Here is a 22,489-nt window from a genome sequence, read left to right as displayed (position 1 = left end):
CCGCAATAGCCGCTTTCGAATCAATTTGACCGGTTGCGGCAGGGGAAACCGCCCATATGGGCGGTTGTCACATCTGTGACCGCTCGGCGGTATAACCGTGTAGAATTGGTTCCGCGAGTTGGATTAGGCTTAACGCCGACAAGATGGCCTTGCTGATTGGCTGAGGGGTTCTATGGAAACGATGCTGCTTCCGTTCTCGCCGCGTTTCGTCGTGCTGACGATCTGCTCCGTCGTCACGGCGCTGCTGCTGGCAATTGGAGTTTTCGACCACAAGATCTTCGGCGTCGTCGTGATCCCGCTGATCATTTTCGGCGCGCTGACGCTGCTCGGCATCCGCGACCTCACGCAAAAGCACCACGCGGTGCTGCGCAATTATCCGATCTCGGCGCACATGCGCTTCCTGCTCGAGGAAATCCGCCCGGAGATGCGGCAGTACTTCTTCGAGAGCGAGAAAGACGGCATGCCGTTCTCCCGCGATACACGCGCGCTGGTCTATCAGCGCGCCAAGATGGTGCTCGACAAGCGGCCGTTCGGCACCCAGGAGGACGTCTACCGCGAGGGCTATGAATGGATGCACCATTCGATGGCGCCAAAGCCGCATGCCGAGGAGAAATTCCGGATCAGCATCGGCGGCCCCGACTGCGCCAGGCCGTATTCTGCCTCGGTGTTCAACATCTCGGCGATGAGCTTTGGCGCGCTGAGCCCGAACGCGGTGCGGGCGCTGAACGCCGGCGCCAAGAAGGGCGGTTTTGCGCACGATACCGGCGAAGGCGGCGTCAGCCCCTATCACCGCGAGATGGGCGGCGACATCATCTGGGAGATCGGCTCCGGCTATTTCGGCTGCCGCAACCGCGACGGCACCTTCAATCCGGACGAGTTCGCCCGCGTCGCGAGTGACGACCAGATCAAGATGGTCGAGCTCAAGGTCAGCCAGGGCGCCAAGCCCGGTCATGGCGGCGTGCTGCCCGCTGCAAAGGTTTCCGAGGAAATCTCGAAGATCAGGGGCGTGGCGCTCGGCGAAGACTGCATCTCGCCGGCCTACCACAAGGCGTTCTCGACGCCGCTGCAGATGATGGAGTTCATCGCCCAGATGCGAAAACTGTCCGGCGGCAAGCCGGCCGGCTTCAAGCTGTGCATCGGCCATCCCTGGGAATTCCTGGCAATCTGCAAGGCGATGAAGGAGAGCGGGATTTACCCTGATTTCATCGTGGTCGACGGCAATGAAGGCGGCACCGGTGCGGCGCCGCTGGAGTTCATGGACCATCTGGGCATGCCGATGCGGGAGGGCGTCAATTTCGTCCACAATGCGCTGATAGGCATCGGTGCGCGCGACCGCATCAAGATCGGCGCTTCCGGCAAGATCGCGACTGCCTTCGACATGGCGCGCGCGATGGCGATCGGCGCCGACTGGTGCAATTCGGCGCGCGGCTTCATGTTCTCGCTTGGCTGCATCCAGTCATTGAGCTGCCATACCGACCGCTGCCCGACCGGCGTCACCACCCAGGATCCGTCGCGCAACCGCGCGCTCTACGTGCCCGACAAGATCGAGCGCGTGTACAACTACCACCACTCGACCCTGCACGCGCTGACCGAGCTGCTCGCCGCCGCCGGCCTCGAGCACACCCAGGACCTGCGCCCGATCCACTTCTCGCAACGGACCTCGACCACCGACGTTTGCTCCTTTGCCGAACTCTATCCGGCGCTGCGTCCGGGCGAATTGCTCGAAGGCACCCAGGACCGCCGCTTCCGCGACGCCTGGACCATGGCGCGTGCGGACACGTTCCAGCCGGCGGGATAGGTCTGACCGCAAACACAGCGTCGTCCCGGCTTTCGCCGGGACGACGGCTTGCATCCGGGCTACTCACTACGGTCATGTGATGCTTCGGTGTCGTGGCGAGCCGAACCAGGTCGTTAGCGCGTCGCTCAGCCCCGCTTGGGTTCGCTCTCCCGCCCAAGCCACATATCCGTCGGGCCGGATCAACACGGCGGTGGGAGCGGTAACCGGCCCGAGTGCCGGAAGCTCCCACGCACCGGTGTATGCGGCGTCGACAAGCTGGACCCGATCCGCCCATGGCGTGATATCGAAGCTGCCGGCCTCTCCGAGATTGAGAAGCAGCGGCCGAGCCTTGTGCAGCAAGGCAAAGACCCGCAGCGGACCGTCGGCGGTGACCAGATCGAGATCGGGCATGCGCCGCCCGAGCAGTCTGTGCCCCGCGCCGAAGTCGTAATGAACACCCAGACCGGACAGCGCCGAAACGAGCCGTCTGCGCGGCTCGTCCATGCCGAGCAGTTCGGACACGGTATCGCCCAGGGCCATGATGCGGGCGTCCCTGCGACGAAGCGCGGCCTGTGCCATCGCGCGACGCAAGACGCAGGCCCCGACCGGGTGGCGCTCGGCGTGATAGCTATCCAGCAGGCTGTCCGGCGATGTCAGCTTGACGACCTGGGCGAGCTTCCATCCCAGATTCACCGCATCCTGCACGCCGATGTTGAGGCCCTGACCACCCATCGGCGGATGCACATGCGCGGCGTCGCCGGCCAGTAAAACGCGCCGGTCACGGTAGGCCGCGGCCTGCCGTGTCATGTCGGTGAATCTCGAGATCCAAACGGCGCTGTGGATTCCGAAATCGGTCCCGTAAGCCGCGACCAGCGTCTCGCTGACATCGCGCAGCGTGGGTTCGCTGTCGAGCTGTAGTTGCGGTTCGGCGAGCACGATCCGGACCGATTTGCCATCTTCTGCCTTGCCGATGGCATGGATACCGAATTCATTCTCGTGGAATCCCCATTTCGGCTCGTCGGCCATCTCGGCCTCGGCGATCAGCCAACTCGCCGTCGGGTCCCACCCGGGAAATGCGATGCCAGCGAGCTTGCGGATCAGGCTGCGGCCGCCATCGCAGCCGACGAGATACCCGGCCCGCAGCAACGTGCCGTCGGAAAGTGCGACGTCGACGCCGGTATCGTCCTGCGTGAAGTCGGTCACCTCGCGTCCACGATAGGTCGTGACCTCCAGCTCGCCGACCCACTCGGCCAGGATGCGCTCGATATGGTTCTGCAAGAGCCCGAGCGTGTAATTGTGCCGGGTCGGAAAGTCGCTGATATCAAGCGGGATTTGGAAATGCACGGCGGGATGCCGCTGTCCCTGCGAGATGAACCGCTCGGCGATGCCGCGCTGATCGAACACCTCAATGCTGCGTGCGTGCAGGCCGAGCGCACGCGAACCGATGACGTCCTGGCTGGCGCGCCGCTCGACAATTGCAGCATCGATGCCCGCCAACGCTAACTCGCCTGCCAACATCAGTCCCGTCGGACCTCCGCCGGCGATCACCCCTGCATGTCCTCGCATCCCGCACTCCCGTAGGTTCGCTTCGATTGGGCGCGCGTTCTACGGGAAGACCCGGGGCTTGCGGCAAGCCGGGGGTGCCTACATATATTTGAGTGGGGAGAGGGCTTTAGCTCCGAACCACTTCCGGACATCATCGCGGACTCTTGTCGTCCCGGCCCAGGCCGGGACCCAGAACCACGAAACTCTGCGGTTGTACTCGCTGTGGCCCAGCCTCGCATGACCACGCGCAGTGGGCTACAGGTCCGGGCCTGCGCCGAGACGACGATGGGGACTAAAACTCCGCGTGCAGACGGCCCGAGAAGATGTGTACCGGGCCGCGGTCGGCGTTGTAACCGGGGTTCTGGATGAACTGATAGTCTGCGGTCATCGTGGCCCATTTGTTGAGGCGATAGGCGTAGTAGGCCTCGAGCACTTTCTCGCGGCTGTAGTTGAGTTGTCCGTCGCCGATCAGGATGCCGAGTCCGCCGGCGGCGAGATAGGCGCGCGCTTCGGCGGACAGGCCCTCGATCACACCGGCAACGCCGACCTTGTCGTCCGGTCGACCCCACGACGTGCCGTTCAGCACTGTCCCGAATGAGAGGCTTTCGTCACAATCGGTCCAGCCGATCAGCTCGGTCTGTCCCGGGCTCCAGGTCGCGCGCGAGAACATGCCGAGATCGCCGGTGATGGCCTGCTCGAGATTGACGACGAATCCGTAGTTGGTGCGGATGCGCCGCGTCTGCGTGATGTCGGGATAGCCGGGGCTGGTCACCGGCAGCGCCAGAGCATCGAGATAGCCGCCCATCGTGCCGTGGTTCATCCAGCCGAACAGGCGCAGCTTGCCAGGCTGCCCGAATGGCTCATAGCGCAGCTCGAGCTCGGCCGTATATTGGCCGCGGTCGGGGATATGGGTGTCGAAGCTATTGTCGTTGGACACGGTGGGCAGCAGAAAATATCCGGTCCGGAACGCCCAACTTTTCTGGTTGAAATCGACGATGGCGCCCCACGTCCAACTCAACTTATCCATCGTCCAGTCGAACGAGCCTCCGCCATAGACGTTCCAGTTGAGAAAGTTCGTTCGCGGGTCGTTGGCGTAAGCGTTGCTGTCAAAAGCATCCGTCACCGCAAATTTCCCCGCCGTGATGGTGATCCGCGAAACGTCCTGCTTGCCGGCAAGCTGGTTCGGTCCGTCGCTGATGGTCTCCTGTTCGCCACCAAGCCCGAATGTTTGCCGTACGAAAACGCGCGCGACGTTCAATCGCGGCATCGGGAAGTCCGACTTCTGGGCCTCGCCGTTCGGGAAGGCCGCCACGCCGTGCACGTCATTCAGGCCGAAGCCCTGCATCAGCTCTGGATTGACGTAGAATTCCCCGCCTTCCCAAAGACGCAGCCCGACATATCCCGTGGCGCTCTGCGTATACTCGGCCTGCTTCGAGCCCGTCAGGCTGTTGGCCCCCTCATAAGGCGAACGAAAGCTCGGGTAGCCTTGTCCCACAAGCGTATACTGTCCGTGAATATTCCAGTCGTCGGATGCAATCAGCGGTGCGACTCGCGCACCCGAGAGCTGCGCGTCGGAGATCGCATTGCCCGGAAACCAGTTCAGCGCGATCCGGACCGTGTGGCTGTCCAGCGTGGATTGCCACGGCGTACCGGACGGCAAGATCGCGTCGAGCATGCCGAAATGATCGTAGAGATATTCGAGCCGGACGCTCCAATCCGAGGAGAGCGCGGTCTCGATCCCCGCGCCGAGCGTCCAGCCGGGCCGTGTGAGGATGATCTTGTCCTGGTCGGCGGCGAAGCCCGGCGTGTCGATCAGCCGTGCCTGTGACCAGGCGAAGCCGCCTGCGGCGAACGCGACCCAGTCGCCGAGCCGATACCCGGCCCGGCCGCGAAGCCTGCCGACATGGCCGACCACCTCGCTGATGTTGCCTTGCGCGGTCCATTGCAGGCGGGCGACCTCGTCGGCGCCAAGAAAGCTCGGAAACGAGACATCGGCTTCGATGCCGAGCAAAGCGCCTGACGAGAACAGTCGATTAAAGCCGATCTGCACGCCGCTGAACTGGCTACCGAAGCCATTATCCGGAAGCGCTCCAGATCCGAACAGCACGTTCCCGTGCGCCGCACCACGAAGGTAGCCGTAGTGCCATCCCAAGTAGAGGCCGGACCAGTCGAAGCGAGATGTCTCCACGAACCGGACCTTGGTCTCGCTGCTGGCGAAATCCGTCGCACCGGCGGGTTTGCCCGCTGCAACGGCGATGATCAGGGTTGCTGCGGCAAATGGCCCCCAATTTCTCCAAATACGCAAATGCCTACGCTACGCTAATGCAACTCATTTGCATTAGTGTAGATCAGTTCGGAATTATTCGCAAGTATGTTGCGATCGATTTGCAGCTGGTATGAGCTGGGCTATCTCGTGCGAACGTGCCGGCGCTCGGCGCGCCGCATCGATGCCCTTGTCAGGGCGTCGAGAGCTTCGGTGCTGACAGACTCAGGACCGAAATTGTTGATTCGAGTCCCGGCCCGTCTTCAAACAGACCGGTGTCCGCTTCGCTGGAAAGTGCTTTAGAACTCCCCGTGCACGCGGCCGGAGAGGCTGCGGTCGACGTCGGTGAACGAGAGGATTTCGTTCCGTCCGTCGTTCCAGCTCAGGCGGCCGAACAGGCCGACATCCTTCGCGATCTGCTGCTCGGCATTGAGATAGAAGCCGTATTTCAAATTGTCCTTGCGGATGCCGGCCATCACGGTGTTGATGTCGAGCATCGGATCCGTCGCTTCGATCCCGAGCGCCTGGCTGTAATTGCCGCTGTAGCCGCGATTGCCGAACACTCCGATGCGCAGCTTGCCGGGCTGGTCGAAGATCGAGTAGCGACCTTCGAACTCCACCACGCTGCCGCCGGTCACGCTGTCGTCGGTGCTAACGACCAGGATGTCGCTATTCGGCGCATTCGGCACCTCGAACACGCCGGCGCGGATCGCCCAGTCCTTCCGGTTCCAGCAGGGTCTTCAGGCGCGCGGCCAGCGTTGTCCGCTGCGCGATATCATCTTGCGCGATGCTGCCGAGCGCGCCGTGGATATCGCCGAGATGGGCATTGTCCAGTACGGCGGTCCGGATCGGGGCGGCGGTGGCTTTGTGATCTGAAGCGTGCGTGTTCAAGTCATTGACGACGGTCATGACTCATTCCTTCTCATTTGCGAGGTTTGGTGTTTCGGCGGGTGGGAAAGCGGATGATGTTGGCCGCGCCCGGCGCGGGCGGCGACTCTGCCAGAGCCCGGCGTGCCGGCGCCGTGCTGCCGGCGTCCAGAACGAGCACGATGCCGAGCTCGGCGACATGGCAGAGGAGGCCCGCGCTTTCGCGCACGACGGCCACGGCGCTTCGTATCACGGCGTCGAGCGGACCATCGGCCGCTCCGGAACGCCTGACGTATTCGCGCCGGCGGAACGGCGCGGTTTCGGATGGTGTGACGGTGCCCGTCATGTTTGCTCCGATCGTCTCCTCGCCGCCTGTCGGGCACGGCGTAGGGGACGCGGAGCGGGTCTAGGCGCGCGCGCGACCTTCGCTGCCGTGAGCAGCGGCAATTCCAGATGTCATGTCGGTTTGGAGTCCCGTTGCTGCGCCGAGGGCGGCCGCGACGGGACAACTAGGTCCTTCGTCCAAGATGGCCTCCTTAGGCGCAGGCTGTGTTCTTCAACGCGGCTCGACGCGTGGTTGTCGACCGCGGGCCGGAATGCCGGCCCGCGCGTCGCTGACGATCGAGATCACCGCTTGTCGGTTCGGTGCTGTCTTCGACAGCCCACCGGCATTCCAGGCGGCCGTCGATCAGAACCCAATGACATGCCGGGGTTGGACGCCGGCGGCGACCCTCGGGGCGGCGAAAGCCCGGAAGGTTGTCATTGGAATGCGTGGCCGTGACAGTCCACGGCACCATGCGCCGCGGCTCGAACGGCCGAAATCCTGCGAGTTTTGCGAACATCGCTCACCTCCACTTCCGCTGTCCGCGGCAGGCCGGTGAGGATCGGGCGGTCAGGCGAGGCGCGACCATCCATCCACGCGGCGGCAGCCTGCGCGATCAGCGTTGCTATCTTGCGGCGGCAGAAATCCCGTCATCGGGCACCTGTCGCCAGAGTTGCTACTGCCCATTTGCCTTCTTTGCTGGCTCGTGGCCGGGCCGGATGCCCGGTGCGAAACGAATGTTCCGATGATCGGCAAATAAGCCCGACGCAGAAGACTGTCAAGCTGATTTCGCTATCCTCCGGTGAGGATGAGGATTATCCTCCAGGGAGGATAGGAGAACCTGATGTCCGACGACCATCCGCACGCTGCGATCGCCCGGCGCCTGAAGCGCGCCAACGGTCATCTCGAGACCATTGTCGAGATGATCGAGCAGGGCCGTCCCTGTGCCCAGATCGCCCAGCAATTGCAGGCCGTGGAGAGCGCGATCGAGAGCGCCAAGAAGGCGCTGATCCACGATCACATCGGCCACAGTCTGGAAGACACGCTGAAGGCCACAGGCCCAAAGGGCCGGGCCGTGCTGCGGGACTTCAGGCTGATCGCGAAATATCTCTGACTGCCGCGCCTCAAAAGGTTGACCCGCCCGGGGAACTCCGGGCGGGTCGGTGTGCGACACGGGGTGGATGAGGCCCCGCGCCGGACGCAGGATCCGCAGCCCTAGAGCCTGATCGGCTCTGGATTTTTGTTTGACGCGTTTTCTTCACGCGAACCGGCGCCCACTTCGCTCGAAAACGCTATGAGAGAATTCACCGATCAGTAACAGGTGCGCACGCGGCTTTGTAATTACCGTAGGCGTCGAACTGGCGCACCCAGACAGTTTTGCCGCTGTCCACCACTGTCTACGGCTGTCCATAAGTGTCTTGTTTTCAGTGCTTTATCGGCGAATCGACCGTCTATCGCTGTAGTTGACTGTCCACGGCTGTAGCGCTAAAAGTATGTCACAAAGTACGTCACAAACGAGGCCATTCCGATGTCCCGCAAGCGGCTCTACAACGCGCTCAAACAGGAAGATGTGAGGGCGGCCATTGCCGCAAGCGTCGATCGCAAAGACAGCAAGGGACGCTTCACGTTCGCGCGCATCCCGGACGGCCGCTCGCTCTCCCTGATGACGCGCAACGGCCACGGCTATTGGCAATTCCAGTATAAGGACGGCCGCTCGATCCGCTCGAAGATGCTGGGCACGGCCGGAACCGTCACCGGCGCTCTGTCGCCGAACCAAGCACGACAGGAGCGCGAGCGCTTCCGGCTCGAATGGCGCGAGGGTCGAGCGCAGGTGAGGCCGCGCGGCGTTGCTGCAAATAGACAGGCCGCTGCGGAGTCAGCGAACGCGCCTGACAAGCTCTTCGGGGATGTCGTGACGCAGTACCTCGAAGGCTACTTGCTGCCCTCAACGAACGGCGGAGAGCCTGTGCGGATGGTTGGCGTGCCGATCGCCGACAACTGGCGCGGCGGCCCCAACGGCGGTGAGGCGAAATCATATCGCCGCACATTGCTCGGCAGTCCCAAGCAATCCGAACGCCACGCCATAGCACTGCGGCCGGTCGCCGAGATCACGACCGAAGACGTGCAAAAGCATCTCGCCAGTTGGGACGATCGGCCGGTGACGCGAGATAAGGTGCGCTCCCGCGTCGAAGTGATCCTCAACAATGCGAAGGCGCGGGGTCTGCGGTCCGGCGACAACCCTGCCGCAAAGGACGTGTTCGATCATCTCCCGGGACCGAAACCTCCGAAGGCTGTAAGCCATCCTGCCATGGGCGCCGATGACGTGCCCGCGCTGATGGGCGAGCTGATCGCCATGGGCGATCCGACAGCGCGGGCACTCGCCTTTATGATCCTGACCGCGACGCGAACCGACGAAACGCGCTTGGCGCGCTGGCGCGAGATCGACGTGAAGAAAAAGCTATGGATCATCCCGGGCTTTGTCGATGGTGAGCGCCGGATGAAGGAAGGCCTTGAGCACCGTGTCCCCCTGACCGATGCCGCGCTCAAGGTCATTGGCAAGCCCGGCAAGCCCAACGAATTCGTCTTCCCGAGCCCGACCAAGGGCGCGATGTATCCGATCTGGGACAACGGCGCGAACCACCTGATGAAACGACTGCTTCGCGATGGCAAGATCGCGGCGGTTGACGGCGGGCGCTGTCCGGTGCCGCACGGTTTCCGATCGACATTTTCGAACTGGGCCATGATCAACGGATATCCGCTGGAGCTTCGAGAGATGGCTTTGGCGCACTCGATCGGCGACGCCGTCGTGAGAGCCTATAACCGTCCGCTGCCGGAACTCTACAAGGTCCGCATTCCAATGACACAGGCTTGGTCGGACTTCGTGATGGGGCGCCGCGCCCGGTCTAGGAAGCCATAAGGGTCTCACTGAGGGGCCGTCCGGCGCCCCGGTCTATGGTGGCGGCCATCCAGCGCCAGCGCACAGGCGCCCCGGGCTGAGTCCGCGCTTCCGGTTTTAGGTGCCTATATCTCGAATCAGTCGCATACTGCGGTCCCATGCCGAATTTGGACAACTGCTTAAGCATCCTGCGACGACTGATCGCCAAAGGTGACCCGAACGGCCACCCGCTCGCCGAAAGAGCCATCAACGAGTACTGGGATGCCACTCTACCCGGCGCCCGAAAAAGCGGCCTTCGGTTGATCCAGCACGATGTCGTCGTGCAAGCGAACGCCGTGGTTGGGGATCGGCGTTCCTTTGCCGAGACGGTGAACGCCTACATCGAAAAGATGCTAGAAACGAAGTAGTCCGAGCCGAGACAGCGGACGCTTTTCGGCTAAGCTGGTCGCCTGCCGCCGTGCTCCCAACCCCCAGCCCCGTGGGATCACGAAGACAGACGGCCCCGCGACCTGACGGCGTTGGGTCGTTTTCTTTTAAGCCGCGTCGGAAGCCATAAGGGGCGCGCTGAGAGTCGTTCCGGCGCCCCGGTCTGTGGTGGCGGCCGTCCGGCGCCTGCTCACAGGCGCCCCGGGCTGAGTCGCCGATGCGTTTACTCAGGCCGCTGCAATTCGCGCGACGCGACCCAACCGGCCGCCTTCTCCAGCGGATCGGCTACCTCCACAATCCTCGCTTGGTCGCACCGAGGGCATTCGAACGTTTGGAGTTCGAATCTGGCGCGTCCGGGTCGGCGATGCGCCAGCAACATCAGAACGTCGCACTTCGGGCAAAGGGGCGCGATGATCATATCGTTGACCCTCCTCCTCGCATCAAGCCGGAACACCGTGCCGAAGGTCCCGATCAATTCATGTTTCAACGCTGAAAACTTTGCAACCGTCAACGCTTTCCCCCGGAAACCCGCTATCCCTTTCTGCGTTAATAGTCGTTTTTCTCGGGTAGGGGTTTCTCAGTACCGGGAGGAGGAACATGTTGGAACGCCGTCGAGTGAAGCATGAGCAGTCGCTTGAAATCCGACTTGCTGATGGAGCCCGCCAGCTACGCGAAAAGGCTAAGCAATTGCCACCGGGCGCGGAGAGGGAAGCCCTGCTCCGAAAGGCGCGCAACAACGAAACCGCTGCCAACATTACCGGGTTGCTGGCCTCGCCCGACCTACACCCGCCAAGATGAAAAAGTCACAACAGTCATCGTGGTCCGCGCGGACGTGTCTCCAGTTCAGCGCTCGATGAGGCCTCTGCGTATGGCCTCGGCGCGAGTCGCCACTTCAGTGTAGCGCTGCGCGGCCTTGATGGCGCGGAGCCGGTCCGGGTCGTTTACGTCGTGCAAGCGAACGCCGTGGCTGGGGATCGGCGTTCCTTTGCCGAGACGGTGAACGCCTACATAGAAAAGAAGTTGGTGACGCATTGAGGGCGGCGGGCTGAGGCGACCTTACTCTTTCGGTGGTCTGTCACGCACTAACTGAGTGTAGCGATCTGTCTGGCTGGCGATGTTCCGCCAATTGCGCACCAAGAGGTTAAGCACCGTCGTTTCGGCCGGGCTCTCCGCCGATGACAGCAGAGTCTTGCATTCATCCATTTGTGCGCGACAACCCTCGGAACTGTACATGGCTTGCGCCTCCATGATGGGGTGAGACTTACGGAACGTCCGCTATGACCGTGTCTTCTACACCCTTTGTTCAGGGGTTGCGCCGACACTGTCGTCAGGTGGGGTTCGTTGGACGAGCTTCGAATCCACTTAGAGCCGCCGCTGCCGTTCTCCAATCCGGCAGCGGCGGCTCTTTCGTTTGAGTTGCGCCTCCCTTCACGGGGCACTTCTCGATTGAGGATGTCTCGTCATCGCGCCGCCTCCGCTCTCTTCAGTAGCGGAAGCAGCGCCTTTTTGTAACCTGACGCTGCGGCGGAGAAGCGCTCGATCTCCGTGCTCGATAGCGTGCCATTCTTGATCGCTCGGGTGATGGCTGAGCGCACGTTCTGCAAGGCGTTCCACGCGGTCTCGGCGTCTCTAATTTTGTGATCGAGTCTGCTCGGTAACATTGCAACATTCCTCCTAAAGCCATCTCTGGCGGAGGGGTTGCCTGTTGAACGCGTGGCTTCCCGGATGATGTCGGGAGTTCTGCCGCTTGCGGCCCAAGGTCCCAAGGGACCAGTTCAACTAATTCCGACACCGCGCAAATAGGCACGGCGCCGCCACGACCGCAAGAGGGGTTGAGACCGATCTCGACCCCGATGGTTAATGGTCGGGTCCCATCGCCTCGTCGAGCTTGAACGCCCGGACCTTCGCTAGAAATATTGTCGCGTGCTGCACACAATGCCGCCGTTCGATGAGCAACGTCGCTGCCTTGGACCGCATGAAGTTGCGGACCTGGGATCGGGCGGTGGTTGCGCCGGGGCGGGACGTGCTCCGGCCATGAACGAACATCACATAGGGCCTGCCTTCGCGCTGAGCTTCACGTAGCTTGTGCTCGACCAGCTCGGCGACATCAGCCATGGCGTCTTCGTATGATTTCGCCCAGCGATCTCGTCGGCCAAGATGTAGATCGACCTCTTCGCAGTCGGGCCTGCGATAAAGGGTCCAGTCGGAATTGGTCTTATCGATAACAGTCATCGCGATCTCCAACATAAGGGGATGATCGCTCGGAGCCATCGGTACACTCACGCGAGGTTGATCGCGTATTTTCAAGGCTCTATATCGGCTGTCCGTGACGTGGTGAGCTGAAGGCGCCTCTGCAAGCCCCGGTCTGTGATCATAGTAAATGCGCCTGACGACCGGGCTACAGCCCTCGATCTTCATCCCTGTCGCGCACGTCATCCTCGCCATGACCCTCGCACGCATCTTGGATGTCGTTCTCGATCTTGCGCCGCTTCATCTCTTCCGAGATCGCCGCCAAGGCGCCCGGGGTGTTGATCTGGCCCGAGATGGATTCGAAAGCCTCGCATAGTTTATCGAGGCTCTGGGACAGCGTGGCGTAGCTACTGGCCGCGCGTCGCTCGGCTTCGGTCGGCAACGCTGGCGGATCGGCCTTGCCCAGCGTCGGCTTGCTCGCATAGCGAGGAGCAACAGCAAATAGCACCACCACCACAATCGCCAGCAAGGCAATCGTCCCTCTGTGCTTGTACAGGTCCACTGCGGGATTCTCCGAAATTTCGGAATTTGAGAAGTTCGCGGGTTCTTCTACTTTTTTCGTTCCGGGGCCTTGGATCGAAGAGAGAGCATAAGCTAGGGGCCATCACGTTTTCACACACTCGTGAGTTCCCTCAAGGCACCCCGTAGCAGATTACCGGACCGCCACCACGTGGGCCGCCCCACCAGCGTTCGCTGTTCGATCGCCTTAACGATTCGCTAACCACGTTTGCTGTGCCAATACGAGAGCGCTGTGCCAGAGCTGGAATTGGCTTCGCGTAACTCACATTATGGAATCTTTTCGAGGTAGAGCATAAAGCGTGCCACACGCCAGACGTGCTTAACGCATAGCTCGCGCTGCGCGCCTGCCCAAGGCGTTTACGATTCGCTAACCATGCCCGGCCGTAGAACGATCTTCTACGCGTGCGCCCAGTCGGATCGTGACAAGTTTAGAGGTTCGGAAGACCAGAAGCCATCCCACGCGCTATGCGCCCGGCGCACGTCAAGGGCCGGGCCGGGCCGAGCTTTACCCTAGGATTTAACGTTAACGCGGGTTCCAGCAAGAAAGTGTCACACATCCCGCATTACGCGCAACTATAGTTTTGTTATCAGCCACTAGACGTAATAAAGTTGTTACGTATTCCGTTAAGGTTAACAGGAAATGCTCGCCGCCCCGATTTCACCGGATTTTGGCCGATCGGGGCCAATATCGCCTAACAAAACGAAACACGCGGTGTCCGGATCGTCCGATTTGACCCCGGGAATAAACCGGAATTCCGTTGAAGTCGGGTTGAAGTCTCAAGGCGCCAAATCGTTAAGTCATTGAAATCATTGGTTGAAGTCTCATCGGTTGAAGTCAGGTTGAGAAGGGTGAAGTCACCGCACAAGCCATTGAAATCATTGGTTGAAGTCGAAAATGGCCATTTGGGTGAAGTCTCCCCATACCCCTACTCGCTTCGCTCGCCCTCCGCTGGAGGCTCCGGGCGGTTCGCTCGTCTGGTAAAGCCATCTGACGTGAGAGGCCGGACGAAGGGATTCCGTTAAATACAGACCCGGCCCGCCGCGCTTGATCCCCTCGGAAGCCTGACCACCTAACAACTCGTTCCGCGATCCAGTACCGTCCGGCCGGTCGTGTCGCCGAACAGCGTCGCCCGTCGCACTGGGAGACTCCGCCATGAAGGACATGCGCGCCCACCTCGAAAAGCTCCGCACCGATGCAGCAGAGTGCGCCCTGATCCGCGATCTCGCCACCGACCCTTATAAACGCGAGCTGTTCACAAAACTCGCTGACCATCTCGCGACGCTCGTCGCTGAAGTCGAGACGGCGATCCGCGCCGCACAGGATCGCGGCGAAGCTGACGGCACCACCTGAAGCCATTCTCCTCCGCCGATCTCTTCCACTGAGACGCGCGGCGCGGTCCGATCGTCTCCGTCAGATGGCTTAGCAAGATCATCGAAGGCCAATGAGCTGCAAACGTCTTGTTTCATAGGCTTTGCGTGACTCTCGCTGCGCTCGATCGAGACGCGATCACGAGCGCTGCGATCGTTCGTTAATTGCCAGTTGTTCGCGGATTCGGTCGGACATATTATAGACCATGGCGCTTACGTCTTGCACTGAGCGTCGTCGCAATCGCTGCGCGACAGTGCGCAGATATAGCAAAGCAACGGACATGTCAGAAACAGTCGAGCCCATCGCGCTCTCACAAGTGAGCGCGGCGAAAGCCCTTGGCATTTCGCGCAACAAAGTCAACGCGGCCGTCCGCGCTGGCGAGCTGACCGCGCGTCGCCACGGCATCTATGTCGTGATCGAGCGCACGGAGCTTCAGCGCTGGGTCGATACGTGGCCGATTGTCGAGCGCAGAACCTAGGGGAGCCCCACATGGCATATCGCGACGCTAAACTCGAAATGGAAAAGCTGCTGTCGGCCGATGAGTTCGCCGACATCTTCACCACGGCGAAAGACGATGCGATCGCGACGTTCGCGCCGACCTTCAAGGCGCACGGCGACAGCCTCGTGAACGCCGAGGGCGTTTCGATTGAGGAGTGGACCAAGGCCCTGCGCGAGAGCAAGCCGCATTTCTTTCCGCCTGACACTGGCGATCTCATCGACCGCGCCAAAGCAGGCAGCCTTACGGCCGTGAGTGCGCTGTACAAACAGCTCGGCAAGCAGCGCTTCGAGGAAGTGATGCGGCAACACGGCTTCAGCAATCCCTACGATCCGCGCAGCGCTCCCAAGCCCGGTGCGACCGGCAAGAAGCCATTCGATCCGGAGCGCGCCAAAAATCCGTGGAGCGCAGCGGGCTGGAACATCACCCGGCAGGGTGCCTGTGTGCGGTCGATGGGTTTAGCCCGGGCGCAGTCGATCGCAAAATCCTGCGGCTGCGTCGTCGGTTCCACCAAACCAAATCCAGCTTTCAACTAGGAGGGCCACCATGAGATCAATCGGCAGAGACGGCCGCAAGCCGAAGACCTCCACAACGGCGCCCGCGCCTGTGCATGACGGCATGGCGCACAGCGTTACCCTCAATGATAGACAGGTTCAGGTGCGCGGCCTCAGCCGAACGGAGACGGCAATTTTGGACGGCGGTAACGCTCCGCTGGTCGCGCGGCCCACGATCGAGAAGCAACTCGCCCCCGTCGAGATCAATCCCGGTTGTCGCTCGCGTCGCGGCGACTCCGCGAATGGGTGCTAGCCCATGGCCCGTCCTTCTCGCAAGCTTCCGGTTCAAGGTGCGAGCGTGGCTCGCACGGCGCTCCCGGGCGGCCTAGCTGCTTATCCAGCAGCGGGCTCGACTGGCCCAGGTCCCACACCCAGCGATCCGAGCGGCCCGCAACCGGGCGTACAACGCTATCGACCGCAACCCGGTGATCCGGGTTTTGGCGCAGCGATGGTGCAGGCGCAGCTCGGCACGCATCCGAAGTCGCGCCCCGTGGCAGTGCATCCCGGCACACCGAGCCGAAAACATCGCGGGCAACACGCGCCGCAAGCCGGTCTCGATCTCCTCGATCAGGGCGCGGTTGCGGCCGGGCTCGACAGCGCGGAGTAAGCCATGTTGGGCAGCGTTGTGAACTTGGCGACCCACTGCCCGCCGGGCAAGCTCTGGGGCCTGATCGTCAGTGACGAAGACGCCAGCAAAGGGCGTCGAGTCCAGTCGGGAGAGAAGGTTGTCTTTGATCAGGCTTCGCTCGCGAGAGGCATCATTCCGGTGGAGATCGAGCGCGGCCTTAGAGTGTCCTTCGAGATCGAACGGGTAGAGGGAAAGCGACGGGCGACCGCTGTCAAGCCGCTGCCCTTCCTCACCGGTCTGGTGACGACCATCCGAGTCAATGCAATCGGGATGAACTATGGCTTCGTGAGGTCGGATGAGACGGGGGACTACTTGTACTTCGACGGCCGCGACACTCGCAACATGGCGGAAATCCGGATCGGTCATCGGGTCGAGTTTCAGCCCTCGATCGATCCTTTTAACTGGAAGTCCCGCGCACGAACTGTGAAGAGGCGTTGATGAGCAACACGAAGAAGACGAAACCGACATCACCGGCAGTGAACACGAAGACCGCGCCGGGGTTTGTAAATCCGCCTGCGAAGCGCGGCGCCGCGCTTCAGGCAGCTTTGTACATCAATCGAAAACGGCGGCTGGCACGCCAAGCCGCGCAGCACTAAAGGACAACCATAATGAAGCCATGTACCCCGGCCGCCCCGCTCGGCGACAATCGATATACCGGCCCGTCGAGTCTGCTCCCCGGCCAGACGACGAAAACGAGCCCTTACGCGCCTGACGATCCTGTGCGCGATTTCGTGCAGCAATTCGGCTACTCGGACCAAGAGAGAAAAATCTCTGATGAAGCCGCCGTCCCACCAGCCTTCGGGCAACGGAATCGAGCCGCCGACCCGGTCGCTCGCGTCCCCGCCGGGCTGTCCCACCGCCGAAGCCGGTAGGTCCCCCCAATCGGCGCGGCTTTGGTCATGAGCCGCGCCGGTCCAGCGGGATGCGTGCTTTGGGGGCACGCATCCCGCACTCCCTAACAACGAAAGGCCAGCCTCATGGCGATCGAAATCTTCGATAAATTTGGAAAGTTGCGGACCGATTTCTCGGATGCTGAGATCGCGGGGCTGACCGAAGACCAGCGAAATGTGTTTGCCGAGCTGGTAGCAACTGCACTCCAGAATCAGGAACACGAAACCGAGTTGATCGTAGCTCAGCGCGGCGTCCCTGCGGCGATGCGCGCGGCCGACAAAGCACATGCTGCGCACCGTCTCGCGCATCCTCCTCAGACCCATCAGCAAGCAATGCAGGCCGTGATTGACGCCAATCGCCGAGCCGCAGGAATCAGGACGTGATGTCCTGAACCTCGGTGCCGCCCGGACATTCAAAGACGCGGCGATCGACGCGATTTTGGGGCCATACCGAGAGACGAGTGAAGAGGCCGGAAGTTTTAGATGGTCTTCCGGCCTCTGATCTCAACACAACGAAGGAATTCGAATCATGTCGCTAAATTCTGCGCTACTGAAGTTGGACGATAGCAACCCCGGCCATTTCACCGACTCGGGTGAACCTCGCTTGGACGTCTTGAAGCAGCTCGGTGCCCCCACCACGCTGACCCGCGCTCAGGTGGCAGCGTCCGGACGCTTGCGCAGAAACCTCGCGGCGGAGGCTCGCGAGCCATCCGAGCCCGTTGCGCCTGTCGATGCGGCGCGCGCCGTCGAAGATGCGGAGCAGGCCGTAGTAGTTGCCCGTGATCGCCTCAAGGCGGCGCAGGCCGCCGTCAAGCTCAGCCGCGCGGCCGTAGCCGGGGCTCTCGAAAAATGGCTGCGTCTCCATCCGGCACCGACGCAAGCCGAAGTTCACGCCCAAAACTCCGCGAGAGATCGCGCGCATAAGCTCGACCTAGCGCTCGGTCTTGTCGAGCCCCCTCCGCCTCAACGGCATGTTTACCCCATCGACGCGGACCGCGCTGCCATGAAGCGCTCGCGGCCGGCCGTTCGCTAAAGGTAAACGCTCGTGGTTCTCGATTTCGGAAGTCTCAGCCTGTCGCCGGAGAAGGACGACCAGACCGCGAAGGAAGCCGCCGAGCAGGCAGCCGCACAGCGGCGTGCGCAACTCGGAGTGCGCTTCTCTCGGCGGGGAAAGCTGAGCACCTATGAGAGCGAACGGGCGCGTGCAGTCTCCAAGCGCCTCACCAACCTTATCCGCCGAGCGACAGGACTCCCCGACAAGTGACAAAGCGCAACACCGAGAACCTGACCGCAATCTGCGACAAGCTGATGGACAATCCGTCTATGCGCGCAGCCGCCCGCCATGTTGGTATCAGCCTCAGCACCATGTGGTCTTGGCTCGGCGCTTCGCAGAAAGCTCAGCCCGGCGATACTACCGATTTCTTGATCGAGTTCATGGGCGACACTGTGTTGTTTCACGAAGCTGTCGGCATGGCGCGCAAGGCCGCCGTCGCCGAGATCGAAGCGCTGTTTACGCATCGTATGATGCGCGGCACGGTGGAGAAAGTCTTTTATAAGGGGCACCCGACTTGGGTTGAAGACGAGTCACTGATTAACGTGGATGACGAGACGCTGGTAATCCTCGGGTTGCCTGATCGCTTCAAGCGGGATGAGTACGGCAATCGGATTCAGCACACCATTGTTCACGCCCCGCCGGTCGCAGGCGTTTTGGCAACGCTCGCCGCGCATCATCCCAAAATGTGGGGCAGCCATCAGAACATCGAAGTCAACAATCGGGCCTCGGGAGTCTCTATCGTGAAGCACACCTATGAGCGCCCCGCACCTCCGCCGATCCCTGTGCAGGAGGTGCCTATGATCTCGCAGCATGTACCGACGCTCGAAGAGGAGTTGGGGCTCGACAGCCTTGACAGCGATGATGCGATCGAGGCCGCGCCCGTCGAAGAGGTGGCTTCAGCGCCCGCGCCGGAACCTGCACCAAAGCCATCCACTCCGTTGCCGACGAAACCGATGACTCCCCTACTGGCCGACCTCTTGCAACGTTGGAAAGAAAAGCAGGCCTCGCTTGCGCAGGGTGCTACGCCGCCGGTCGTGAGGCCAGCTCCGGCTCCGCAGTCGAGCCGATATGACGATCCCGAGGAAGGCATCGGTGATGAGCCGCGACCCGGAGGGGTGAGAGTAAAATGATAAACTTCGACGACCTCATGACCAGAGCGGCCGATGTCGGCATCGGTCAGCAGCACGCCGAGCCAGATTTTGGACTCGTGCTGAGCGAGCCCGCGCCGTCGTCTGAATTCATGCTGACCGAGCAACGCGCTTATTTGGCTATCTCTGACGCGCTGCGAATGCCGGTCTTTGTCGAGCAAGACCCGGAGACCGGCATTGAGGTTTTCGTGAATGAGCGGCACTTCCGCGACCTCGTTGGGAGCCTCACGCCGCTGACCGTTGACGAAGCGCTGGCGCTGACGACCGCTGCGGCTGAATTGGCGTTCGAGCGGCATGCGGATGAGATCGCCAAAGCTTACGCGAAAGCGACCAACCGATGAGCACCATCACCGCATTGTACACTCGCGCCGCGATTTTGGAATCCGTAGGGCAGTTCGATCGAGCCCGGCTCCTCCGAGAGCGCGCGACGGAGCTGGAAACGGCGAGCGCGAGTCAGTCAGACGTTATTTCCGAGAGCCTGTCCCAACACGGCGTGCTCTCGGATGGCCGCTCAGCGGCCGTTTCTGAGGCACCACGAGGCGTTGTCGGGAAGGTCCCCGCCCGAACGCGCCGCAATCGCGAGCGAGAGGGACCACATGACCAAGCGAGACATCAAACGAAAATATGATCGCGAGTTAAAGGAACTATTTTGCTTGCGAGATGCCGCCTCTGCGGCGTGCATCCGGCTCGCGCGAGCTGGGAACAATGGTCGCGAGCGATGGCGAGTATCGCGCCCGCACGTGGCGCGCTGGTGCGAAAGTATTTTCGCCCTAACACGGTTGCGGCCAGTGCTTGATGGTGCTCAGTCACACGGTTGAGAAGTCCGGAAGTCCCCACCGGATACGCGAAGGGCGCCACGTTCGTGTTGAGCGGGGCGCCCCTAGAACAGAAGACGATGAAGATGCGTCAACCGTTGACAGGCGAAGCAGAAGCGCGCGAGGCCGAAGATCGGCTTCTCTCGCTTGCAGAATCCGCGACCGACGAAGAGATTTCGGAGGCTGCCGCCGATTGGCTGCTGACGCGCTTTTCTGCGCCTGCGCCTTACTGCCTCACAGTGCCGCATGCGATCTACGACAAGCAATCGACGGCGTTGCACGCCGGGCACCCGCTGCTCACGGTCGATTACTATGGGCGATCGTGGATCGGCCTATCAACGCGAGATCGCGACCGCGCGCGGCGTTGGATCATCTGCGCCATGATGCTGGATTATACCGTAACGATTTGCGTCGATCGTCGCGACCGGGACGGCTTCACTCCGGGCGACATCGCCACTGTCCGGCGCAATGCTGCGCAGCGACGCCGCATTTTCGAGAGGGCCTGAAACACGAAACCCGGCCGCGAAGGCCGGGTCGGTGAGCTGCGGCGCTGAACCGCCGAAACTGGAGCAAGAAGTATGAGTGATGATGTAGCAAAGAATCCGCAAAATTTCAAGCCCCTTACGAAAGCCCGGTCGCTCGCGCTCGCGCTGAGCTACACCGCGCGCCATCCGGGGCGTCGCCTCCACCCCGTGAAGCCCGGCGCAAAATATCCCCCGCTCATCCCGAACAATCTTAAAGACGCTTCGTCCGACGAGAAGCAAATCCGCGCATGGGCTGATCGCTACCCGGGCTGCAATTGGGGACTCGCCCTGAAGGGCGACAACGTCATCGTGGTGGACGTTGACCAGAAGCCCGGTAAGAATGGCGAGGCGACTTTCGCCGATCTCGATCTCGAATACACCTTTCCCATGCCGACCGAGGAAGTGCGCACGCCGAGCGGTGGGCGTCACCTCTACTATGAAGGGCCTCACGTCTTTGCGCTCGGGGAACATGGCTTCGGGCCTGACATCGACAGCCCCAACTACGTTCTGATCGCGGGCTGTCGGTTTGCCGATGGCAGTCGTTACGAAGCCACCTCCACCGGCCCAACGTTGCCCGCGCCGAGCTGGTTCTACGATGTGTTGAGCGCGGCGAAAGCGAAGCACGGCCTCAGCGACGCAGGCGAGATGGCAATCGAAACCGACAAGCCCGCCAATGTCGAGTGGGCCATCGCTTTCCTGAAGGAAGACGCCGAGCCCGCGATCGAGGGCAAGGGCGGCGACTTCCAGACCCTTAAAATAGCGATGGGAGTTCGCGATAAAGGAATCAGCCCGGAGCTGTGCCTCGCGCTCATGCTGGAGTATTACAACGACCGCTGCGTTCCGCCATGGGATGTTGAGGGGCTGGAGCTAAAAGTCAAAAATGCTTACAGCTACGCGAGTCAATCGCGCGGCGGCGACCGCACCGCCGAGATGGACTTCGAGGAGGATCGCGACTTCGACGCGGACTCGCTCGTGACCGAGGGCGCGGACGATGTTGATAGCACCGGCACAGTGAAGAGTGATCCACGGCCCGAACCTATCTCGAAGGACGAACTGCGCAAGGGTGGCTTTCCGCGCACGAGCTATTCGGTCGCCGACCTCATTATGGAAGGTAACGTCAATCTGCTCTACGGCGACGGCGGCACCGGTAAGACGACGCTAGCCATCCAGATAGCTGTCGCGGTTTCCGATGGACGCCCGATCTTCGGGCGCGAGACGATCAAGGCGCCCGTATTGCTCGTGCTCGCCGAAGACGTTGTCGGTGAGGTACAGCCCCGCATTGCCGCCGCTGTCGAGTACCTGAAGGCGGACTGGGACACCCTCGATCTCCGCGCGTGGTGTCTGCCGGGTCATAGCATCTCGCTCGCGCGCGTGAGCGAGATGGGCCAAATCAAGTTGTTGCCCTTCTACCGTGACCTTGAATGCAAGCTGGCGGAGCGGCCCGGCAGCTTCGTCGTGCTGGATTCCCTCGCCGATATCGCGCAGATGGGTGAGGCCGACCGCCTCGGTCCGAATGCCTTCCTGAAAGACGTGCTTGGCGGCCTCGCGCGGAAGCACAAAGCTACCCTACTTGTGCTCGGACATCCGAGCAAGAAGGCGATGGAAGACGGCAGCGGGTATTCTGGCTCGACGGGATTCCGGAATGCTGTGCGCAACATGCTCGCCCTGAAGGCTGAGAAGGCCACGCCGTTTGTTTTGCTGGAGCGGTTGAAGAACAACTACGGCGCTAAAGGTGCCGTCACAACCCGGCTTCTGTGGTCGGATGGCATCTTCGTTCCCGCCAGCGCGGTCGATGTCAAGACCCAGGAAGAGCCGATGTATAAGGCCACCTTGGGCGCGATCTATGAACTGATCGACAAGGGCATTCAAGTCTGCCGCAACAATCAAGGCGACGGCCAAACGCCGCGCGACGTGGCGCGACTCGTGAACGAGCAAAACGAAGACTTTGCCCTGACCTACAAAGATGTCGATCGCTTTATGAAGCGCGGCGAGCAGTACGGCGATCTCCGCTATGTGTCTGCCTTTGGAAAGACAAAGGCCCATTGGGAGCGCGCCGGTTCGGCTGAGGACGACTTCGGCCACGAAGGTGATTGATCCATGCCGAGGTACAGCCGCGAACTATTGGACTTGTTCGGCACCAAATGTG

The 22,489-nt window shown here is 61.8% G+C and carries 27 protein-coding genes; 18 read left to right on the top strand and 9 right to left on the bottom strand.

The genetic code is table 11. The features are described 5' to 3' along the window. Nucleotides 1–172: 172 nt before the first annotated feature. Nucleotides 173–1,798 carry an FMN-binding glutamate synthase family protein gene (locus tag ACP2YO_RS46445; RefSeq protein WP_426437821.1) on the top strand — a complete coding sequence of 542 codons (1,626 nt, stop codon included), beginning with the start codon at nt 173–175 and terminating at the stop codon, nt 1,796–1,798. A gap of 72 nt (nt 1,799–1,870) precedes the next feature. Here the strand turns inward: ACP2YO_RS46445 and ACP2YO_RS46440 are convergent, their stop codons facing one another. The 5 genes from ACP2YO_RS46440 to ACP2YO_RS46420 form a co-directional block, all read right to left on the bottom strand. After that, entirely contained in the window at nt 1,871–3,343 is a 1,473-nt protein-coding gene (locus ACP2YO_RS46440; RefSeq protein WP_426437820.1) for an FAD-dependent monooxygenase, read from the bottom strand. A 271-nt stretch (nt 3,344–3,614) separates the two neighbouring features. Next, nucleotides 3,615–5,627, bottom strand: a complete 2,013-nt coding sequence (locus ACP2YO_RS46435) for a carbohydrate porin (protein ID WP_426437819.1) — start codon at nt 5,625–5,627, stop codon at nt 3,615–3,617. A gap of 257 nt (nt 5,628–5,884) precedes the next feature. Next, on the bottom strand, nt 5,885–6,283 hold the full coding sequence (locus ACP2YO_RS46430; protein WP_426437818.1) for a carbohydrate porin: 399 nt from the start codon (nt 6,281–6,283) through the stop codon (nt 5,885–5,887). After that, the gene (locus ACP2YO_RS46425; RefSeq protein WP_426437817.1) at nt 6,255–6,494 is read right to left on the bottom strand and encodes a hypothetical protein; all 240 of its coding nucleotides are present in this window, start codon (nt 6,492–6,494) and stop codon (nt 6,255–6,257) included. Before ACP2YO_RS46425 ends, ACP2YO_RS46430 begins: the two co-directional genes overlap by 29 nt. 13 nt (nt 6,495–6,507) lie before the next feature. Continuing rightward, on the bottom strand, nt 6,508–6,798 hold the full coding sequence (locus ACP2YO_RS46420; RefSeq protein ID WP_426437816.1) for a hypothetical protein: 291 nt from the start codon (nt 6,796–6,798) through the stop codon (nt 6,508–6,510). Between the two features lie 820 nt (nt 6,799–7,618). Between ACP2YO_RS46420 and ACP2YO_RS46415 the strand changes: the two genes are divergently transcribed. The 3 genes from ACP2YO_RS46415 to ACP2YO_RS46405 all read left to right on the top strand — a co-directional run bounded on the left by ACP2YO_RS46415 (nt 7,619) and on the right by ACP2YO_RS46405 (nt 10,077). Then, nucleotides 7,619–7,888, top strand: a complete 270-nt coding sequence (locus tag ACP2YO_RS46415) for a metal-sensing transcriptional repressor (protein WP_426437815.1) — start codon at nt 7,619–7,621, stop codon at nt 7,886–7,888. Nucleotides 7,889–8,302: 414 nt separating this feature from the next. Further along, entirely contained in the window at nt 8,303–9,691 is a 1,389-nt protein-coding gene (locus ACP2YO_RS46410; protein ID WP_426437814.1) for a tyrosine-type recombinase/integrase, read from the top strand. A 137-nt stretch (nt 9,692–9,828) separates the two neighbouring features. Beyond that, nucleotides 9,829–10,077, top strand: a complete 249-nt coding sequence (locus tag ACP2YO_RS46405) for a hypothetical protein (RefSeq protein ID WP_426437813.1) — start codon at nt 9,829–9,831, stop codon at nt 10,075–10,077. A gap of 242 nt (nt 10,078–10,319) precedes the next feature. Here the strand turns inward: ACP2YO_RS46405 and ACP2YO_RS46400 are convergent, their stop codons facing one another. Then, the gene (locus ACP2YO_RS46400; RefSeq protein WP_426437812.1) at nt 10,320–10,607 is read right to left on the bottom strand and encodes a hypothetical protein; all 288 of its coding nucleotides are present in this window, start codon (nt 10,605–10,607) and stop codon (nt 10,320–10,322) included. 86 nt (nt 10,608–10,693) lie between these two features. Between ACP2YO_RS46400 and ACP2YO_RS46395 the strand changes: the two genes are divergently transcribed. After that, complete coding sequence (locus ACP2YO_RS46395; protein ID WP_426437811.1) at nt 10,694–10,894, top strand: hypothetical protein; 201 nt, start codon at nt 10,694–10,696, stop codon at nt 10,892–10,894. Nucleotides 10,895–11,953: 1,059 nt separating this feature from the next. Here the strand turns inward: ACP2YO_RS46395 and ACP2YO_RS46390 are convergent. Together ACP2YO_RS46390 and ACP2YO_RS46385 are read right to left on the bottom strand one after the other, a co-directional pair. Next, nucleotides 11,954–12,328, bottom strand: coding sequence for a hypothetical protein (locus ACP2YO_RS46390; RefSeq protein ID WP_426437810.1), 375 nt, complete (start codon nt 12,326–12,328; stop codon nt 11,954–11,956). A 166-nt stretch (nt 12,329–12,494) separates the two neighbouring features. Beyond that, the gene (locus ACP2YO_RS46385; protein WP_426437809.1) at nt 12,495–12,848 is read right to left on the bottom strand and encodes a hypothetical protein; all 354 of its coding nucleotides are present in this window, start codon (nt 12,846–12,848) and stop codon (nt 12,495–12,497) included. A 1,170-nt stretch (nt 12,849–14,018) separates the two neighbouring features. Here ACP2YO_RS46385 and ACP2YO_RS46380 point away from each other — a divergent pair. From ACP2YO_RS46380 to ACP2YO_RS46345, 8 genes are all read left to right on the top strand, one after another. Next, on the top strand, nt 14,019–14,216 hold the full coding sequence (locus ACP2YO_RS46380; RefSeq protein ID WP_426437808.1) for a hypothetical protein: 198 nt from the start codon (nt 14,019–14,021) through the stop codon (nt 14,214–14,216). Between the two features lie 298 nt (nt 14,217–14,514). Beyond that, nucleotides 14,515–14,712, top strand: coding sequence for a helix-turn-helix domain-containing protein (locus ACP2YO_RS46375; RefSeq protein WP_426437807.1), 198 nt, complete (start codon nt 14,515–14,517; stop codon nt 14,710–14,712). Nucleotides 14,713–14,723: 11 nt separating this feature from the next. Continuing rightward, entirely contained in the window at nt 14,724–15,266 is a 543-nt protein-coding gene (locus ACP2YO_RS46370; RefSeq protein WP_426437806.1) for a hypothetical protein, read from the top strand. Between the two features lie 10 nt (nt 15,267–15,276). Beyond that, a complete protein-coding gene (locus ACP2YO_RS46365; RefSeq protein WP_426437805.1) occupies nt 15,277–15,537 on the top strand; it encodes a hypothetical protein in 261 nt (86 codons plus the stop codon). A 195-nt stretch (nt 15,538–15,732) separates the two neighbouring features. Then, on the top strand, nt 15,733–15,891 hold the full coding sequence (locus ACP2YO_RS46360; RefSeq protein ID WP_426437804.1) for a hypothetical protein: 159 nt from the start codon (nt 15,733–15,735) through the stop codon (nt 15,889–15,891). A 3-nt stretch (nt 15,892–15,894) separates the two neighbouring features. Next, a complete protein-coding gene (locus ACP2YO_RS46355; protein ID WP_426437803.1) occupies nt 15,895–16,350 on the top strand; it encodes a hypothetical protein in 456 nt (151 codons plus the stop codon). Further along, a complete protein-coding gene (locus tag ACP2YO_RS46350; RefSeq protein WP_426437802.1) occupies nt 16,350–16,508 on the top strand; it encodes a hypothetical protein in 159 nt (52 codons plus the stop codon). The genes ACP2YO_RS46355 and ACP2YO_RS46350 overlap by 1 nt, the downstream gene beginning before the upstream one ends. A gap of 381 nt (nt 16,509–16,889) precedes the next feature. Next, nucleotides 16,890–17,186 carry a hypothetical protein gene (locus ACP2YO_RS46345; RefSeq protein ID WP_426437801.1) on the top strand — a complete coding sequence of 99 codons (297 nt, stop codon included), beginning with the start codon at nt 16,890–16,892 and terminating at the stop codon, nt 17,184–17,186. 163 nt (nt 17,187–17,349) lie between these two features. On the opposite strand, the gene ACP2YO_RS46340 is transcribed toward ACP2YO_RS46345, so the two are convergent. Continuing rightward, the gene (locus tag ACP2YO_RS46340) at nt 17,350–17,694 is read right to left on the bottom strand and encodes a hypothetical protein (protein ID WP_426437800.1); all 345 of its coding nucleotides are present in this window, start codon (nt 17,692–17,694) and stop codon (nt 17,350–17,352) included. A gap of 153 nt (nt 17,695–17,847) precedes the next feature. On the opposite strand from ACP2YO_RS46340, the gene ACP2YO_RS46335 reads away from it, so the two are divergent. From ACP2YO_RS46335 to ACP2YO_RS46315, 5 genes are all read left to right on the top strand, one after another. Next, on the top strand, nt 17,848–18,066 hold the full coding sequence (locus ACP2YO_RS46335) for a hypothetical protein (RefSeq protein WP_426437799.1): 219 nt from the start codon (nt 17,848–17,850) through the stop codon (nt 18,064–18,066). After that, nucleotides 18,063–18,986, top strand: coding sequence for a hypothetical protein (locus ACP2YO_RS46330; protein WP_426437798.1), 924 nt, complete (start codon nt 18,063–18,065; stop codon nt 18,984–18,986). The genes ACP2YO_RS46335 and ACP2YO_RS46330 overlap by 4 nt, the downstream gene beginning before the upstream one ends. Next, nucleotides 18,983–19,345: a hypothetical protein gene (locus ACP2YO_RS46325; protein ID WP_426437797.1), complete on the top strand. Its 363-nt coding sequence runs from the start codon at nt 18,983–18,985 to the stop codon at nt 19,343–19,345. The genes ACP2YO_RS46330 and ACP2YO_RS46325 overlap by 4 nt, the downstream gene beginning before the upstream one ends. A gap of 521 nt (nt 19,346–19,866) precedes the next feature. Beyond that, nucleotides 19,867–20,325 carry a hypothetical protein gene (locus ACP2YO_RS46320; protein ID WP_426437796.1) on the top strand — a complete coding sequence of 153 codons (459 nt, stop codon included), beginning with the start codon at nt 19,867–19,869 and terminating at the stop codon, nt 20,323–20,325. A 72-nt stretch (nt 20,326–20,397) separates the two neighbouring features. Further along, nucleotides 20,398–22,437 (top strand): AAA family ATPase, encoded by a 2,040-nt coding sequence (locus ACP2YO_RS46315; protein WP_426437795.1) that lies wholly within the window; start codon nt 20,398–20,400, stop codon nt 22,435–22,437. Nucleotides 22,438–22,489 lie beyond the last annotated feature (52 nt).

Origin of the sequence: Bradyrhizobium genosp. P (assembly GCF_049949265.1) — a bacterium.
GTDB lineage: Bacteria > Pseudomonadota > Alphaproteobacteria > Rhizobiales > Xanthobacteraceae > Bradyrhizobium.
This window is presented reverse-complemented; position numbering and strand designations above follow the sequence as displayed.

Coding starts and splice junctions, on each gene's coding strand:
- ACP2YO_RS46360 (WP_426437804.1), top strand. CDS start 15,733: ATGGTGCAGGCGCAGCTCGGCACGCATCCGAAGTCGCGCCCCGTGGCA.
- ACP2YO_RS46405 (WP_426437813.1), top strand. CDS start 9,829: ATGCCGAATTTGGACAACTGCTTAAGCATCCTGCGACGACTGATCGCC.
- ACP2YO_RS46375 (WP_426437807.1), top strand. CDS start 14,515: ATGTCAGAAACAGTCGAGCCCATCGCGCTCTCACAAGTGAGCGCGGCG.
- ACP2YO_RS46380 (WP_426437808.1), top strand. CDS start 14,019: ATGAAGGACATGCGCGCCCACCTCGAAAAGCTCCGCACCGATGCAGCA.
- ACP2YO_RS46445 (WP_426437821.1), top strand. CDS start 173: ATGGAAACGATGCTGCTTCCGTTCTCGCCGCGTTTCGTCGTGCTGACG.
- ACP2YO_RS46395 (WP_426437811.1), top strand. CDS start 10,694: ATGTTGGAACGCCGTCGAGTGAAGCATGAGCAGTCGCTTGAAATCCGA.
- ACP2YO_RS46440 (WP_426437820.1), bottom strand. CDS start 3,343: ATGCGAGGACATGCAGGGGTGATCGCCGGCGGAGGTCCGACGGGACTG.
- ACP2YO_RS46325 (WP_426437797.1), top strand. CDS start 18,983: ATGATAAACTTCGACGACCTCATGACCAGAGCGGCCGATGTCGGCATC.
- ACP2YO_RS46365 (WP_426437805.1), top strand. CDS start 15,277: ATGAGATCAATCGGCAGAGACGGCCGCAAGCCGAAGACCTCCACAACG.
- ACP2YO_RS46315 (WP_426437795.1), top strand. CDS start 20,398: ATGAGTGATGATGTAGCAAAGAATCCGCAAAATTTCAAGCCCCTTACG.
- ACP2YO_RS46345 (WP_426437801.1), top strand. CDS start 16,890: ATGGCGATCGAAATCTTCGATAAATTTGGAAAGTTGCGGACCGATTTC.
- ACP2YO_RS46355 (WP_426437803.1), top strand. CDS start 15,895: ATGTTGGGCAGCGTTGTGAACTTGGCGACCCACTGCCCGCCGGGCAAG.
- ACP2YO_RS46350 (WP_426437802.1), top strand. CDS start 16,350: ATGAGCAACACGAAGAAGACGAAACCGACATCACCGGCAGTGAACACG.
- ACP2YO_RS46370 (WP_426437806.1), top strand. CDS start 14,724: ATGGCATATCGCGACGCTAAACTCGAAATGGAAAAGCTGCTGTCGGCC.
- ACP2YO_RS46425 (WP_426437817.1), bottom strand. CDS start 6,494: ATGACCGTCGTCAATGACTTGAACACGCACGCTTCAGATCACAAAGCC.
- ACP2YO_RS46410 (WP_426437814.1), top strand. CDS start 8,303: ATGTCCCGCAAGCGGCTCTACAACGCGCTCAAACAGGAAGATGTGAGG.
- ACP2YO_RS46420 (WP_426437816.1), bottom strand. CDS start 6,798: ATGACGGGCACCGTCACACCATCCGAAACCGCGCCGTTCCGCCGGCGC.
- ACP2YO_RS46390 (WP_426437810.1), bottom strand. CDS start 12,328: ATGACTGTTATCGATAAGACCAATTCCGACTGGACCCTTTATCGCAGG.
- ACP2YO_RS46415 (WP_426437815.1), top strand. CDS start 7,619: ATGTCCGACGACCATCCGCACGCTGCGATCGCCCGGCGCCTGAAGCGC.